General features: G+C 73.1%; 13 protein-coding genes. 8 read left to right on the forward strand and 5 right to left on the reverse strand.

Translation table 11 applies throughout. The features are described 5' to 3' along the window. The first annotated feature begins 12 nt into the window (after positions 1-12). The 3 genes from ACZ4Z4_RS19225 to ACZ4Z4_RS19235 are packed head-to-tail and all read left to right on the forward strand — an operon-like array spanning position 13 to position 4,872. Positions 13-1,044, forward strand: coding sequence for an AAA family ATPase (locus ACZ4Z4_RS19225; RefSeq protein WP_468328328.1), 1,032 nt, complete (start codon positions 13-15; stop codon positions 1,042-1,044). Further along, positions 1,044-2,411, forward strand: coding sequence for a DUF58 domain-containing protein (locus ACZ4Z4_RS19230; RefSeq protein WP_468328330.1), 1,368 nt, complete (start codon positions 1,044-1,046; stop codon positions 2,409-2,411). The genes ACZ4Z4_RS19225 and ACZ4Z4_RS19230 overlap by 1 nt, the downstream gene beginning before the upstream one ends. Before the next feature lie 34 nt (positions 2,412-2,445). After that, the gene (locus tag ACZ4Z4_RS19235) at positions 2,446-4,872 is read left to right on the forward strand and encodes a transglutaminase TgpA family protein (RefSeq protein ID WP_468328332.1); all 2,427 of its coding nucleotides are present in this window, start codon (positions 2,446-2,448) and stop codon (positions 4,870-4,872) included. Positions 4,873-5,091: 219 nt separating this feature from the next. Here ACZ4Z4_RS19235 and ACZ4Z4_RS19240 read toward each other — a convergent pair whose 3' ends face one another. From ACZ4Z4_RS19240 to ACZ4Z4_RS19250, 3 genes are all read right to left on the reverse strand, one after another. After that, entirely contained in the window at positions 5,092-5,505 is a 414-nt protein-coding gene (locus ACZ4Z4_RS19240; RefSeq protein ID WP_398307182.1) for a DUF3040 domain-containing protein, read from the reverse strand. A 275-nt stretch (positions 5,506-5,780) separates the two neighbouring features. Then, positions 5,781-6,560 (reverse strand): methyltransferase, encoded by a 780-nt coding sequence (locus ACZ4Z4_RS19245; protein ID WP_468328334.1) that lies wholly within the window; start codon positions 6,558-6,560, stop codon positions 5,781-5,783. Positions 6,561-6,658: 98 nt separating this feature from the next. After that, positions 6,659-7,207: an SAV_6107 family HEPN domain-containing protein gene (locus ACZ4Z4_RS19250; protein WP_468328336.1), complete on the reverse strand. Its 549-nt coding sequence runs from the start codon at positions 7,205-7,207 to the stop codon at positions 6,659-6,661. 171 nt (positions 7,208-7,378) lie between these two features. On the opposite strand from ACZ4Z4_RS19250, the gene ACZ4Z4_RS19255 reads away from it, so the two are divergent. The 5 genes from ACZ4Z4_RS19255 to ACZ4Z4_RS19275 all read left to right on the forward strand — a co-directional run bounded on the left by ACZ4Z4_RS19255 (position 7,379) and on the right by ACZ4Z4_RS19275 (position 13,387). Beyond that, on the forward strand, positions 7,379-8,185 hold the full coding sequence (locus ACZ4Z4_RS19255) for an ATP-binding cassette domain-containing protein (RefSeq protein ID WP_468328338.1): 807 nt from the start codon (positions 7,379-7,381) through the stop codon (positions 8,183-8,185). After that, positions 8,157-10,241 carry a YhgE/Pip family protein gene (locus ACZ4Z4_RS19260; protein ID WP_468328340.1) on the forward strand — a complete coding sequence of 695 codons (2,085 nt, stop codon included), beginning with the start codon at positions 8,157-8,159 and terminating at the stop codon, positions 10,239-10,241. Before ACZ4Z4_RS19255 ends, ACZ4Z4_RS19260 begins: the two co-directional genes overlap by 29 nt. Positions 10,242-10,258: 17 nt before the next feature. After that, positions 10,259-10,879: a TetR/AcrR family transcriptional regulator gene (locus tag ACZ4Z4_RS19265; protein ID WP_468328342.1), complete on the forward strand. Its 621-nt coding sequence runs from the start codon at positions 10,259-10,261 to the stop codon at positions 10,877-10,879. A 363-nt stretch (positions 10,880-11,242) separates the two neighbouring features. Continuing rightward, the gene (locus ACZ4Z4_RS19270; protein ID WP_468328344.1) at positions 11,243-11,857 is read left to right on the forward strand and encodes a DUF4126 domain-containing protein; all 615 of its coding nucleotides are present in this window, start codon (positions 11,243-11,245) and stop codon (positions 11,855-11,857) included. 30 nt (positions 11,858-11,887) lie between these two features. After that, positions 11,888-13,387 carry a phytoene desaturase family protein gene (locus tag ACZ4Z4_RS19275; protein WP_468328346.1) on the forward strand — a complete coding sequence of 500 codons (1,500 nt, stop codon included), beginning with the start codon at positions 11,888-11,890 and terminating at the stop codon, positions 13,385-13,387. A 45-nt stretch (positions 13,388-13,432) separates the two neighbouring features. Here the strand turns inward: ACZ4Z4_RS19275 and ACZ4Z4_RS19280 are convergent, their stop codons facing one another. Together ACZ4Z4_RS19280 and metF are read right to left on the reverse strand one after the other, a co-directional pair. Next, positions 13,433-14,356 carry an SCO2102 family sporulation regulator gene (locus tag ACZ4Z4_RS19280; RefSeq protein WP_468328348.1) on the reverse strand — a complete coding sequence of 308 codons (924 nt, stop codon included), beginning with the start codon at positions 14,354-14,356 and terminating at the stop codon, positions 13,433-13,435. A 57-nt stretch (positions 14,357-14,413) separates the two neighbouring features. Further along, positions 14,414-15,325: a methylenetetrahydrofolate reductase [NAD(P)H] gene (gene metF / locus ACZ4Z4_RS19285; RefSeq protein WP_468328350.1), complete on the reverse strand. Its 912-nt coding sequence runs from the start codon at positions 15,323-15,325 to the stop codon at positions 14,414-14,416. Positions 15,326-15,351 lie beyond the last annotated feature (26 nt).

The raw sequence follows: 15,351 nt of genomic DNA on the forward strand, positions 1-15,351 counted from the left end.
GAGGAGGGCCGGGTGACGACCTATGACGATCGAGCGAGCCTCACAGATCTGACCACGACCGCGGAGCGTGTCCGCAGGTCGGTGGAGGGTGTGATCGAGGGCAAGCCAGAGGTCGTACGGCTTTCGCTGACCGTGCTCCTGGCGGAGGGGCACCTGCTCATCGAGGACGTGCCGGGCGTGGGCAAGACCATGCTCGCCAAGGCACTGGCACGGTCCATCGACTGCTCCGTGCGCAGGATCCAGTTCACACCGGATCTGCTGCCGTCGGACATCACCGGTGTGTCCATATTCGACCAGCAGCGCAGGGACTTCGAGTTCAAGCCGGGGGCGATCTTCGCGCAGATCGTGATCGGCGACGAGATAAACCGTGCGTCTCCGAAGACGCAGTCCGCGCTCCTGGAGTCCATGGAGGAGCGCCAGGTCACCATCGACGGGCAGACCTACGAACTGCCCAGCCCGTTCATGGTCGTGGCCACCCAGAACCCCGTCGAGATGGAGGGGACCTACCCGCTGCCCGAGGCGCAGCGCGACCGCTTCATGGCGCGGGTCTCGATCGGCTATCCCGGGCCCGAGGCCGAGCTCCAGATGCTCGACGTGCACGGCGGCGTCTCGCCCCTGGACGACCTCCAGCCGGTGGCGCACGCGCACGACATCGTGAAGCTCATCGACGCCGTGCGCACGGTCCACGTCGCCGACCCCGTCCGGCGGTACGCGGTGGACCTGGTCGGCGCGACCCGCAACCACCCGGCCCTCAGACTCGGGGCGTCCCCGCGCGCGACGCTGCACCTGCTGCGCGCCGCCAAGGCCTCCGCCGCGCTCAGCGGCCGCGACTTCGCCCTGCCGGACGACGTGCAGGCGCTGGCCGTCGCCGTCCTCGCGCACCGCCTGCTGCCCACGGCGCAGGCCCAGTTGAACCGCCGTACGGCCGAGTCCGTCGTCCTGGAGATCCTCCAGCGCACCCCGGTGCCCGCGGCAGCGCCCTCACCCCCTCCGGGTGCCGGCGCCTACTTCGACCAGCAGCCGCCCGGCGCGCGGAGGCTGTGATGGCGCTCGGGGGGAGCCCGGCCGGCCCCGCCGACGACGAGAAGGGCGGGATGCGCACGGCCCTCGCGGGCCTGACCACCCGCGGCCGCTCCTTCCTGGCGGCCGGCGTCGCCGCCGCCGTCTGCGCCTACGTCCTCGGCCAGAGCGACCTGCTGCGCGTCGGACTGTTGCTCGCCGTGCTGCCGCTGGTGTGCGCGACCGTCCTGTTCCGCACCCGCTACCGCGTCGCGGGCAGCCGCAGGCTCTCCCCCGCGCGCGTGCCCGCCGGTTCGGAGGCCCGCGTCCACCTGCGGATGGACAACGTCTCGCGGCTGCCCACCGGTCTGCTGATGCTCCAGGACCGGGTGCCGTACGTGCTCGGGCCGCGGCCCCGCTTCGTGCTCGACCGCGTCGAGGCGGGCGGGCGCCGCGAGGTGTCCTACCGCGTCCGCTCCGACCTGCGCGGCCGCTATCCGCTGGGCCCCCTGCAACTGCGCCTGACGGACCCCTTCGGGATGTGCGAGCTGACGCGCTCCTTCTCGACGTACGACATGCTGACGGTCATCCCGCGCGTGACGGCCCTGCCACCGGTGCGGCTCACCGGCGAGGCGAAGGGGTACGGCGACGGGCGGAACCGCTCGCTGGCGCTGGCCGGCGAGGACGACGTCATCCCGCGCGGGTACCGCCACGGCGACGACCTGCGCCGGGTGCACTGGCGCTCCACCGCGCGCTACGGCGAGCTGATGGTCCGCCGCGAGGAGCAGCCGCAGCGGGCCCGCTGCACGGTGCTCCTGGACACCCGGGGCGTCGGCTTCCGGGGCGCGGGCCCCGACTCGGCCTTCGAGTGGGCCGTGTCGGGCACGGCGTCCGCCCTGGTGCACATGCTCGAACGCGGCTTCTCGGTGCGCCTGTTGACCGACGCGGGGGCCTCCGTGCCGGGCGAGGGCTCGGACGGCTTCGCGGGCTCCGGCCAGGAGTCGGCGGACGCCGCCGGACTGATGATGGACACCCTCGCGGTGATCGACCACTCGGACGGCGCCGGACTCTCCCGAGCCTACGACGTGCTGCGCGGCGGGAACGAGGGCCTGCTCGTCGCCTTCCTCGGCGACCTGGCGGAGGAGCAGGCCGCGGTGGTCGCCAAGATGCGCCGACGCAGCGGCGCCGCGGTCGCCTTCGTCCTCGACAGCGCGGCCTGGGCGCAGGGCCAGGGCGCCCCGCCGTCCGAGGCCGGTGACGCGGGTGTGCGGATGCTCCGGGAGGCGGGCTGGACGGCCCTCGCCGTGCCGCCGGGCGCGGATCTCGCCGACCTGTGGCGGCAGGCGGACCACGCCCGCACGAGCGCGGGCCCCGCGCCCGCGGCGGGCACGACGACCGGGGGATGGGCATGAGCGGCCGGGGACGTACGACAGGTGGGGGACGGGGATGAGCGGGCGCGCGCGGCTCGCGGTGTGCGCCACCGCGGCCACCCTGATGGCGTCGGGCTCGCTGCTGCCGCTCGTCGACCCGGCGACGTGGTTCCTTCAGGCGGTGATCCTGCTCGTGGTGCAGAGCGGGGTGGGCGCGCTGGCCCGGCGGGTGCCGCTGGCCAGGCCGCTGACCGTGGCGGTGCAGGCGCTGGTGTCGCTGTTCCTGCTGACGCTGGTCTTCGCCCGCGAGCAGGCCCTCGCGGGGATCGTGCCCGGACCCGAGGTGTTCCAGCGGTTCGGCCTGCTCCTGGAGGCCGGCGGCAACGACGTCAGCAAGTACATGATCCCGGCGCCGCTCAGCGACGGCATCCGGCTGATGCTGGTCGGTGGCGTCCTGGTGATCGGCCTCGCGGTGGACGCGCTCGCGGTGACGTTCCGCACCGCGGCCCCCGCCGGTCTTCCGCTGCTCGCCCTGTACTCGGTCGCGGCGGGGCTCTCCGACGGCGGCGCCGGCTGGCTGTGGTTCCTGCTGGCCGCGGCCGGGTATCTGCTGCTGCTCCTGGCGGAGGGCCGGGACCGGCTCTCGCAGTGGGGCCGCGTCTTCGGCGGCGCGGCGCGCGCGCCGGGCCGGGTCTCCGGAGGCCTGGAGAGCAACAGCGGGGCCCTCGCCCCGGTCCGCACGGGACGGCGCATCGGGGCCGTGGCCCTGGGCATCGCCCTGGTGGTGCCGCTCGCGCTGCCCGCCCTGGACGGTGGGCTGCTGGACGGCTCCGGCGGCCCGGGAGGCGGCGGCTCGGGCGGCGGCGGCACGATCTCGGCCGTGAACCCGCTGGTCGCGCTCCAGGACAGCCTGAACCAGCCGGAGGACCGCGAAGTCCTCTCGTACCGTACGAACGCCGAGTCGACCGACGACCTGTATCTGCGCATCGTCTCGCTCGACCAGTTCGACGGCACGACGTGGAAGACCACCGTCCGGCGCATTCAGGACGTGCCGTCGCCGCTGCCGAACCCCGTCGGCCTGCGCCCCGACGTCCGCAGGACCGAGATCCAGACGAACCTGTCGGCCGCCGAAAGCTACGCGCAGAACTGGCTGCCCATGCCCTTCCCGGCCAGCCAGGTCGAGATCGGCGGCCGCTGGCGGTTCGAGCCGGTGGGCCGCGCCCTCGTCGGCGACCGGGGGCAGACCACGCGGGGCGCGCGGTACCAGGTCAGTAGCCTGGTCGTAGAGCCCACCGCCGAGCAGCTGGCCGCCGCGCCCGCGCCGCCCGACGATCTGCGGCGCGAGTTCACCGACGTGCCGGAGTCGCTTCCGGCGCTGGTCGGGGCCAGGGCCCGGCAGGTCACCAAGGGCGCCGCGAACCCGTACGAGCAGGCGGTCAAGCTCCAGGACTACTTCGCGTCGGACGGCGGGTTCACGTACAACACCCAGGTGCGGGCGGGCAGCGGGCCCTCCGCGATCGAGCGGTTCCTGAAGCAGAAGGAGGGGTTCTGCGTCCACTTCTCCTTCGCGATGGCCTCCATGGCGCGGACCCTGGGGATTCCGGCGCGGGTCGCGGTGGGCTTCACGCCGGGCACCGTGCGGGGGGACGGTTCGATGTCGGTCGGGTTGCGGGACGCGCATGCCTGGCCCGAGCTGTACTTCGAGGGCGTGGGGTGGACCCGTTTCGAGCCGACACCGAGCCGGGGCACGGTGCCCGAGTACACCCGCTCGGACGTCCCCTCGGGCGACGCCGGCGACCCGGACTCCCCGGAGCCGACCGAGTCCTCCGAGCCGTCGACGGCGCCTTCCGCGTCGGACACCTGCCCGCCCGACATGAAGAAGCAGGGCGGCTGCGCGAGCACTGCCCCGCAGGTCGCGGCCGGGTCGGGCGGTGAAGGACCGCCCGTCGGGATGATCGTGGGCATCGGTCTGGCGGCGCTGCTCGTCGTCGGGGTGCCGCTGCTGCCCCTGCTGTGGCGGACCCGGACACGGGCGGCGCGGCTCGGAACCGGTGGCCGCACCGGGGCGCAGGCAGCGGGGCGGACGCTGGCGGCCTGGCTCGAAGTCACCGATACGGCCTGGGACCACGGCATCGCGCCGGACGACTCGCTGACCCCCCGGAAGGCCGCGGCGCGCATCGTCCGGGTCGGACAGCTCGCCGCGGGCCCCGCGGAGGCCGTCCATCGGGTCGCGGCCGCGGTGGAGCAGGTGCTCTACGCCCCCCACCCGCAGCCCGCGACCGGACTGGCCGAGGACGTACGGCGCGTACGGGACGGTCTGAACGCCTCGGTGAGCCGCACCACCCGCCTGCGCGTGACACTCGCGCCGCGTTCGGCCGCGCGGGTGGTGTGGGCGGTCTCGGACCGCTGGACGGCGTTCAGCACACGCTGGCGGGAACGGGCGGCCGAGCGCTGGGCAACGGCCATGCGGAAGCTGCCGCGACGGGCGGGGCAGCAGGGCTGAGCTCGGCTGTGGGGTGGGGCGGGTGCGGGGTCCCGCCCCACGCGGCGCAGGCCCACCTGCACGTGGCGCGAGGTCCCACCCCCGGGCGGCACGGGGCCCCGCCCCCGGCCGACGCGGTGCGGGCGCACACACGTGTGAGGGGTGACCGCCCCGCCGGGTGGTCACCCCTCACACATTGCTGCAAGTCTGCTCTGCTCGGTCAGTGCTGAGCTGCCGCGCTCACTGGCCGCCCTGCTGTTCGTCGCGGCGGCGCTGCCACCGCTGCTCGATGCGGTCCATCACGGAGCGGCGCTGCCTCGCCTGCCGTGGGGCCGCGGCCCCGCCCGGCGCGGCGGCCGTGCCCGAAGGTTGTTCGCCCGGCTTCGGCGCTTTGCGCCAACCGGTGACGGCGAGCACCGCGCAGCCCAGCATGACGAGGAACCCCACCACGCTGATCCAGATCTGCTGGGCGACCATTCCGGCCATGAGAAGGGCGATGCCCACCAGGAAGCCCGCGACCGCTTGGTAGACCCGCTTCCGGGTGTACGTACGCAGCCCGCTTCCCTCAAGCGCTGTCGCGAACTTGGGATCTTCGGCGTACAGCGCTCGCTCCATCTGCTCGAGCATGCGCTGCTCGTGCTCCGAGAGCGGCACGGAGTCCTCCTCATCGTGCAGTCGCCGGGGCGACCGGGGGTCCCCTTCAGGATAGGCAGGGAATCGCCCCCGTGAAACCCGCCCCTCTACGCCAACTTCGCCAAACCGGACCTTCACGCCGATCCGGCTCGCTGAAGCGTGCATTCCCCAGCGGCCGAACCCTCATGCAGAACGGTGTCCCTCGATCATACGGCGCCCGTAGCCCGTTCGGGGGGCCTGTGGCGTACTCCATGTGCGGCTGCGGCCCTGATCAGCCGGTCAGCCGCAGGAGCGCCTCATGGGCGGGCGGCGTCCGGTGCCTCGCCGAGGACGTGCAGCTGGGTGGCGACGGAGTGGAAGGCGGGCAGCTCCGCGGCGGCGGCCTCCAGCTTGAGGAGGGCGTCCAGGGCGCCCGGCTCGGTGTCCACGAGGACGCCGGGGACCAGGTCGGCGAAGACCCGGACGCCGTGCACCGCGTCGACGCGGACGCCCGCGGCCTCGACGAGACCGGTGAGCTGCTCGGCGGTGAAGCGGCGCGGCACGGGGTCGCCCGCGCCCCAGCGGCCCGCCGGGTCGGTGAGCGCGGTCTGCGCCTCCTTGAAGTGCCCGGCGAGGGCACGGGCGAGCACGGCGCCGCCGAGGCCCGCGCCGAGCAGGCTGAGGACGCCGGAGGGGCGCAGCGCGTCCACGGCGAGGCGCACGCCCTCGGCGGGGTCGTCCACGTACTCCAAGACGCCGTGGCACAGGACCGCGTCGAAGCCGCCGCGCTCGACGACGTCGAAGAGGCCGAGCACGTCGCCCTGGACGCCGCGCACGCGGTCGGCGACGCCGGCCTCGGCGGCCCGGCGCTCCAGCGCGAACAGGGCGTTCGGACTGGGGTCGACGACGGTGACGCGGTGGCCGAGGCGGGCCACCGGCACCGCGAAGTTGCCGCTGCCACCGCCGGTGTCGAGCACGTCGAGTTCGGTGCGCGACTCCCGGCCGGTGACCTTGGCGCGGCGGTCGAGGGCGTCCTTCAGGACGTCCCAGACCACTGCTGTACGAAGAGAAGCGCGGGGGCGCATCGGGTCCGACACGGCAGGTGACTCCTCGGCGCGTGGGGTGCGATTCGCCCCCACCCTATTGCCTGCGGAACCGTGCCCCGGCCACGCCTCCCACCGCACGGACGGGCCGGTCAGCCCGCGTCCGGCGGCTCGCGGCCCGCGTCCCGCGGCTCCTGCCGTGGCTGGGGCAGCACGGGCTGGAGCACGAGCATCCGCTCGACGAGGCGCAGGAACATCGCGACGTCACGGAGCAGGTCGTCGGCGTCGCGGGCGGTGGCGGCGGCCGCTATGCCCGCCTCGGCGCGGGCCCGCCGGGCGGCGCCGGAGGCGAACAGGGCGCTCCACTCGGTGAGTTCGGGAGCTATCTCGGGGAGGACTTCCCAGGCGCTGCGGATGCGCTGCCTGCGGCGCGGTGTCGTCTCGGGGCGGCCGCGCGCGGCGAGGACGGCGGCGGCGGTGCGCAGGGCGGCGAGGTGGGCGGTGGCATAGCGCTCGTGGGGGGCGTCGAGGAGGGCGGCCTCGTCGATCCCGGCGCGGGCCTGGGCGAGCAGTTCGAGAGCGGCGGGCGGGGCGGTCGCGCGGCGCAGGACGGGGTGGACATCGCTCGCCGGGCCGGTCAGTGAGGGAGCAGGGCCGACGGCGCGGTGCCGGCGGGCGGCTGCTGCGGAAGTGCTGGCCATGACGAACCTCCTGTCGTCGTGTGACGGCGCAGTGGCCGTATGTGCCCATCGTGGAGTACCCCACTGACAATCGGTTCTGACCTGGGACTTTGCCTCGATCGCGGGTTCGGGCTTATTTTTGAACTGACCAGTCAGTTCAAATTCCGGTTCGACGGAGGGGCAGGGGGGACTGTGGACGGTCCGACCGACGGCGCGCGCGGAGCGGCCGTCACCGCCGGGGAGTTCGGGCTCAAGGGGCCGCGCGGCTGGGCGTTCCGCGGCATCGGGATCGAAGCGGAGCCCGGGTCACTGATCGCGCTGGAGGGTCCTTCGGGTTCCGGCCGCACCTGTCTTCTGCTCGCGCTCACGGGACGTATGCGCGCCACCGAGGGCCACGCGTCCGTGGACCGCTTCCGGCTGCCCGGGCAGTTGGCCGCGGTGCGCCGGATCAGCGGGCTCGGTCCCGTGCCCGGCGTCACCGACCTGGACCCGGCCCTGACCGTCGCCGAGCACCTGCGCGAACGGGCGCTCCTGGAGCGGCGGTTCGGCGGGCCGCTGCGCGGTCTGCTGCGGCCCCGCGCCGAGCGGGCGGCACAGACGCGGCTACGCGTCGACACCGCGCTGGCCGCCGCCGGGCTCGACCTGGAGAGCCTGCCCAAGGGGCGGCGGACCTCCGTGCGCGATCTGGAGCGGCTGGAGGCCCTGCGGCTCTCCGTGGCCCTGGCCCTGATCGGCCGGCCGCGCCTGCTCGGCGTCGACGACACCGACCTGAAGCTCTCGGATGCCGAACGGGCCGAGGCGTGGGCGATGTTGAAGTCCCTCACGGAGTACGGGACGACCGTCCTCGCGGTGTGCAGCGAGGCTCCGGAGGGCGCGGTCGTGGTCCGCACCGCCCCCACCCGCCTCACCGGCACCACCCACACCACCACCGACCCCACCCGCCTCACCGACGACGACAAGGAGACGGCGGATGCGCTCGCCGAAACTGGCCGCGCTTGAGCTCAGGCGCTTCGGCAGGGGCAAGCTGCCGCGCGCCGCGCTCGTCGCCCTCCTGCTGCTCCCCCTGCTCTACGGCGCGCTGTACCTGTGGTCGTTCTGGGATCCGTACGGCCATCTGAACCGCATTCCCGTGGCGCTCGTCAACGACGACAAGGGAGCCACCGCACAGGGCAGGAGACTCACGGCGGGCGACAACATCGTCGAGGGGCTGCGCGACAGCAAGACCTTCGAGTGGCACGAGGTGAGTGACGCCGAGGCGCGCGAGGGCGTGGAGGACGGGACGTACTACTTGTCGCTGACCATGCCCGCGGACTTCAGCAAGCGCATCGCGTCGAGTTCGGGGGAGTCTCCGGAGACGGGCGCCCTGCGGGTGCGCACGAACGACGCCAACAACTACATCGTCGGGCAGATCTCGCGGACGGTCTTCTCCGAGGTGCGCTCCGCCGCGTCCACGAAGGCGTCGCGTTCCTTCCTCGACAAGATCTTCATCTCGTTCTCCGACATCCACGGAGCGACGCAGAAGGCCGCCGACGGCGCCGACAAGCTGGACGACGGCATCGGCAAGGCGAAGAAGGGCACCAAGGACCTCGCGAACGGCCTGACGGACGCCAAGAAGGGCAGCGGCGACCTCGCCGGGGGCGTGCGGAAGCTCCACACGGGCGCGGGCAAGCTGGAGGACGGCTCGAAGAAGGTCGCGGACGGCACGCAGAAGCTGGCCGACAGGGTCAACGGCGCGGCGGACAAGGTGCGGCCCTTCCTGAAGGACAACGGCAAGTACATCGGCCACACGGCCCAGCTCGTCGCCGACTCCTCCAAGGCGATGCGGAACCACCTGGACGACTGGGTCAGGCTCGCGCCCGGCGCGGCCGAGCGCGCCGGGAAAGCCTCGCGGATCATGGACGACTTCTACACGGAGCAGTGCGTGAAGGCGCCCGTCCCGGACCCCGGCTGCCCGCAGTTCAAGGAGGCCAAGAAGGCCGTGGAGAACGTGTCGACCATCGCGGACGACATGAACACCGTGATCAAGGACCAGAACAGCGACGTCAAGAAGCTCGACAAGCACCTGGCCACGCTCCAGAAGAAGTCCCAGGCGCTCGCCGACCGCGCCCCGCACCTCGACGAGGACCTGAACACCGCCGTCACGCAGATCAACGACCTCAACAAGGGCGCGGGCAAGGTCGCCAAGGGTGCCAAGAAGATCCACACCGGCCTCGGCACCGCCAAGACCGGCGCCGACGACCTCGACACGGGCATCGGCAAGCTGGAGACCGGCGCGGGCGACCTCAAGGGCGGCATGTTCAAGCTGGCCGACGGCTCCGCGAAGCTGTCCGGCGGGCTGCACGACGGCGTCAAGAAGATCCCGGACTACGACAAGAAGGACCGTGACGAGCGCACCGGAGTCATGTCCGACCCCGTGCGGCTCGCCTCCCGGTCCATGCACGAGGCGCCGAACTACGGCACGGGCTTCGCGCCGTACTTCATCCCGCTCTCCCTGTGGGTGGGCGCGATGGTGGCGTACATGCTGATCCAGCCGCTCAACCGGCGCGCGCTCGCCGCGGGCGCCTCCGCGTGGCGCATCGCGCTCGCGGGCTGGCTGCCGGTGGCCGCCCTGGGCGTGCTCCAGACCGCGGCGCTGCTCTCGGTCCTGCACTGGGGGCTCGGCCTGGAGATGGCCAGGGCGGCCGGGACGGTGGGCTTCCTCTGCCTGGTGACCGCGTGCTTCGCGGCGATCGTGCAGTGGCTCAACGCCCGCTTCGGAGCGGCCGGGCGGATCCTCGTCCTCGCCGCGCTGATGCTCCAGCTGACGTCGGCGGGCGGCACGTACCCCGTGCAGACGAGCCCCGGCTTCTTCGGCGCGATCCACCCCTTCCTGCCGATGAGTTACGTCGTCGAGGCTCTCCGGAGACTCATCACGGGCGGCGGCCTCGGTCCCGTCTGGCTGGGTTGCGCGGTCCTTTCGGCCTTCACGGTGGGCGCCCTCGCGCTGACCGCGCTCTCCGCGCGCCGCAAGCAGGTGTGGACCCTGGACCGGCTGCACCCGGAGCTGAGCCTGTGAGTGTGAGAATCAGGGCCATGGACAGCAGTGCAGTCAGCACCCGCCGCGAGGCCACTCGGCAGAAGCTCTACGAGGCCGCCGTCACCCTCATCGCCGAGCAGGGTTTCTCGGCCACGACGGTCGACGAGATCGCCGAACGGGCCGGCGTCGCGAAGGGCACCGTCTACTACAACTTCGCGAGCAAATCGGTCCTCTTCGAAGAGCTGCTGCGGCACGGCGTCGGCCTGCTGACCGCCTCCCTGAAGGAGGCCGCCGATGAGGCCGACAGGGGCGGCGGCAGCAGGGTCGACGCCCTCGACGCGATGATCCGCGCGGGTCTGGTCTTCATCAACCGCTATCCGGCCTTCACCCAGCTGTACGTCGCCGAGCTGTGGCGCACCAACCGGGCCTGGCAGTCCACGCTGCTCGTCGTCAGGCAGCAGGCCGTCGCGGTGGTCGAGGACGTGCTGCGGGCGGGCGTGGCGAACGGCGAGCTGAGCGAGGAGATCGACATCCCGCTGACGGCCGCCGCGCTCGTCGGCATGGTCCTGGTGGCCGCGCTGGACTGGCAGGCCTTCCAGCCGGAGCGCTCGCTGGACGACGTGCACGCGGCCCTCTCGCGGCTGCTACAGGGCCGGGTGAGCGGCACGCGCGCGTAGGGACACGAAAACCTGGCACAACGGCGCCGGTCCGGTGCCCCCCGTTACCGGGCGGCACCGGACCGGCGCTTTCTTCGTGTCCCCCCGTGACCCCCGTGCGACCCCCGTTTGGTCGTCCCCCCGAGTCACCCCCGTACCTCGCTCCCGCCGGCCGGCGGGAGGAGCGGCCAAGGGCGCGGCACCGTTCCGCCGCCCCGTGTCGGCGGTACCCGCACCGCGCCCCTCTCCGTGCCCCACACTCTTCCGTCTTTGCAGGTGGGGCCCCATCCGCGCGCGTACTCATCTCACCCACTAGGTACGGATACTCAGGCGTACGCACTCATCCCCGGGCCGCTCGGTCCCCGACTGGTTACGATCACGTCCGTGTCCGTACTCCCCCTGGTCTTCACCAGCGGCTGGGCGAGCGGGATCAACGCGTACGCCGTTGTCCTGCTGCTCGGCGTCTTCGGCGCGACCGGAGTCAGTGACGAGGTTCCCGAGGCGTTGCAGCGGCCCGATGTGCTGATCGCGGCCGGTGTGCTCTTCGTGTGCGAGGCCGTCGCCGACAAGATCCCGTACGTCGATTCGGTCTGGGACACGGCGCACACCGTGATCCGGCCGGTCTCCGGCGCCGTGGTGGGTGCCCTCCTCGCGGGGCAGAGCGGGTCCCTGTCCGACCTGGCCGCGGGCGCGGTGGGCGGCACGACCGCGCTGGCGAGCCATGCGGTGAAGGCCGGCACCCGGATGGCGGTCAACACCTCGCCGGAGCCGTTCAGCAACGTCGTGCTGAGCACGGCCGAGGATCTCGGCGTCGGCGGCGTCATCAGCTTCGCGATGTTCTACCCGGAGGCCGCCGCGATCATCGCGGCGGTGCTGTTGCTGCTCGGCCTGCTCCTGCTGTTCTTCCTCGTCTCGCGGATCCGGCGGTTCCTGCGGCGCAGGGCGCAGCGGCGCGAGGAGAAGCGGCTGGCGGGGCGGACCGGACCACCGCCGCCGTGATTGTCGGTGGCTGCCGATAAAGTCCCTGGCATGGCACGGATTGTGGTGATCGGCGCCGGTCTCGGCGCGATGACGGCGGCCGCCCGGTTGGCCGTCGCTGGCCACCGGGTGGTGGTGTACGAGCGCGGCGGGACGTACGGCGGCGCGCTCGGCCGCGTCGAGCGCGACGGCTTCGCCTTCGACACCGGACCGGGGCTGCTCCAGCTCCCCGCGGTCCACCGCGACTTGTTCGTCAAGACGGGCAAGGAGCCGCTGGAGAAGTGCGTCGAGCTGTCGCAGGTGGAGCCCGCCGTGCGCCACGTCTTCGCGGACGGCACCGCGGCCGACCTGCCGAACGCCTCGCGGGCGGGCGTGGGCGAGGCCCTGGACACGGCCCTCGGCGAGGGCGCGGGCGCCCGTTGGTCGGCGTTCATGAACCGCGCGCGGGAGGCCTGGGACCGCACCCGCCGCCCCCTCCTGGAAGAGCCCCTCTGGCCGAACTGGGAGGTGCTCGCCGCCCGCGAGCCGTACCCGTCGGTGCCGCACAAGCGCCTGCTGCGCCGCGAGCGCCGTGCGGTCACGCTCAGCGAGGTCGGCGAGCTGGAGCTGGGCGGCGATCCGCGGCTGGTCGCGCTCCTGGAGCAGTTCGCCCTCGCGCACGGCCTGGACCCCCGGTCGACGCCGGCGAGCGCGGCCGTCCTGCCCTATCTGGAGCAGACGTTCGGCACCTGGTCGGCGCGGGGCGGCATGCGCGCCCTGGCCCGTGCGGTGTACGAGCGGTGTCTGGCCCGGCGGGTCGAGTTCGTGTTCGATTCGGCGGTGACGCGGATCGTCGAGAAGGACGGCCGGGCGGCGGGCGTGGAGCTCGCGGACGGCACCGTCGCGGACGCGGACTTCGTGGTCGCCGGCGTGGCCCCCACGGTCCTGGACGGCATGCTGCCCGGCAGGGAGGTGCGGGCGGCGGGTGACGTCCCCGCGCGCTCGGGCATGCCCAGCCGGCTGACGGTGTTCATGGCGCTGTCCGGAGCGCGTCCCGAGGGCACCCCGGCCCGGACGGTGGTGCACTCGGCCGACCGGGAGGACGGGCTCGACCGCCTCTTCGGCGAGCGGCCCGGACTCCCCGCCTCGCCCACTGTCGCCGTGCTGCGCCCCGACGACCCGGATCTGACGCCGGACGGCGCGCACGAGGCGGTGACGCTCACGGTGACGGTGCCCGCGCACCTGGAGATCGCCCCGGCGGACGTGGAGCGGGTGATATCCCGGGCCGAGGCCGTGATCCCCGGCCTCCGGAGCCGTCTCCTCTGGCACGAGGTCCGCACCCCCGCCGATGTCGCCGAGGCCACCGGTGCCGAGGGCGGCGCGGTCCCGGCCCCGGCGCTCGCGGCGGCCGGCGGCAGGCTGCTGCACCCGTCGAACAGCACGGGCCTCCCGGGGCTGTTCGCCGTGGGCGGCTGGGCGCATCCCGGCGGCGGTCTCCCGCACGCCGGGATGTCGGGCACGCTCGTCGCGGGCCTGATCGTGGAGGGCCCGGAGTTCCGCGGCTCGCAGTGAGCCGCGTGTCCCGGTGAGCCCCCGCGGCCCGGTGAGCCCCGCGCCTCAGCAGCGGTACTGCTGCTCGTTGTAGCCCGGCCCGTCGTACCCGGCGTGGCCGTCCTGGTGCGGCGGATGCGGCTGCTCGGGCGGCAGTTCGCCGCCGAAGAGATCGTCGGTGGTGCGCTGCTGCGGCACCCAGACGCCGCCGGGCGGAGTGTCCTCGTACGTACCGCCGAGGGAGCCGCTGTAGGTGTCCCCGCCGTACGGGGCGTACTGCTGCGGGTCGTTGTAGGTGTCGTAGCTCTGCCGCGCGCCGTAGGTCTGCGTGCCGATGTACGGGTCGGAGTAGGCGGCGTACTGCTGCTGGCCGGTCTCGTCGTACGCGTAGTTCTGCGCGGCGTGCTGCTGGTCGTAGCCGGTGTAGGCCGCGGCGTCGTAGCCGTAGCCCTCGCCCTGGTGGGCGTCGCCTGCGGTCGGCGGGGTGTAGGCCGCGTCGCTGTACACGCCGTACTGCCCGGTGTCATCGGGCAGCGGCTCCGGCTCGTATATCCCGGCCGCGGGGAGCTCCGGGCCGTGCGCGGGCGGCGGCGGGACCTGGCCGTACTCCAGGTCGGAGACGTCCCCGTCAGCGGTGTCCCGGTCGGTGACCTCCAGGTCGGAGACCCGGAGCGTCGGTTCCGGCGCGGCCGCGGCGGCCCGCGCGGGCCGCTTGCGGCGCTTGCTCAGGCCCGGCTTCCCGCCGAGCGCCCAGCCGGTGGCGAAGCCCCGGCGGAACGACATCGTCACGTACGTCTGGCCCGTGGCGAACGCGATGGCGCCGAGCCCGATGATCCACACCGACGGGATCAGCACGCCGACGACGACGCCGAGGAAGCCCACGAAGGCGAGCAGGCGCCAGCGCAGCCTGGCCTTGTACTGCAACAGCACCTCGCCGAGCAGCCACAGCGCGACGAATCCGAACGCGATGTAGAGGACCGTCCAGCCCATGTACGCCCCTCTCCCCTACGGTCGCCGCCCCTCGGGTGCGGGTACGACCGTTCAGGCCTACTGGTGCAGGCCCAGATTCTCGTAGATTTCCAGCGTCGCCGTGGAGTTGTTCAGCGTGATGAAGTGCAGACCGGGCACGCCTTCGGCCAGCAATCGCGCGCAGAACTCCGTCGCGAACTCGATGCCAATGGAGCGTACAGCGGCGGGATCGTCCTTGACCGAGAGGATCCGCTCTTTCAGCTCGGCAGGGAACACGGCGTTGCTGAGCTGCGGCAGCCGGTCGAGCTGCCGGACGTTGGTGACCGGCATCATCTCGGGGATGATCGGCGTCTCGCACCCCGCCGCCTCGACGCGGTCGCGCAGCCGCAGGTACTCCTCGGGGTCGAAGAACATCTGCGTGATCGCGTAGTCCGCGCCGGCCCGGCACTTGTCGATGAAGTGCCGGGTGTCGGACTCCCAGTCCGGCGAGCGCGGATGCATCGCGGGGAAGGCCGCGACGCCCACGCAGAAGTCACCGGACTCCTTGATGAGCTCGACCAGTTCGGCGGCGTAGGTGAGGCCCGCGGGGTGCGCGATCCACTCACCGAGCGGGTCGCCGGGCGGGTCGCCGCGGACCGCGAGCATGTTCCTGATCCCGGCGTCCGCGTACTGCCCGATGATGTTGCGCAGCTCGGCCACGGAGTGGTCGACCGCCGTCAGGTGCGCGACCGGCGTCAGCGTCGTGTCGGCGACGATCTGCTGGGTCTCCTTGACCGTGCCGGTGCGCGTCGAGCCGCCCGCGCCGTAGGTCACGGAGACGAAGTCCGGGGCGACCGCCTCGACCCGTCGCAGCGCGTTCCAGAGGTTCCGCTGGCCCTTCGGGGTCTTCGGAGCGGAGAACTCGAACGAAAATGTCGTTTTCCCGGTCGCGAGCATGTCGCGCACCGTGCGCGCACGGTCAGTCCTGGTCGAAGCTGTGCCTGAGGCCATATGGGCAGGTTAGCCAGGCCGCGACG

Source organism: Streptomyces sp. NPDC030245 (assembly GCF_055572995.1).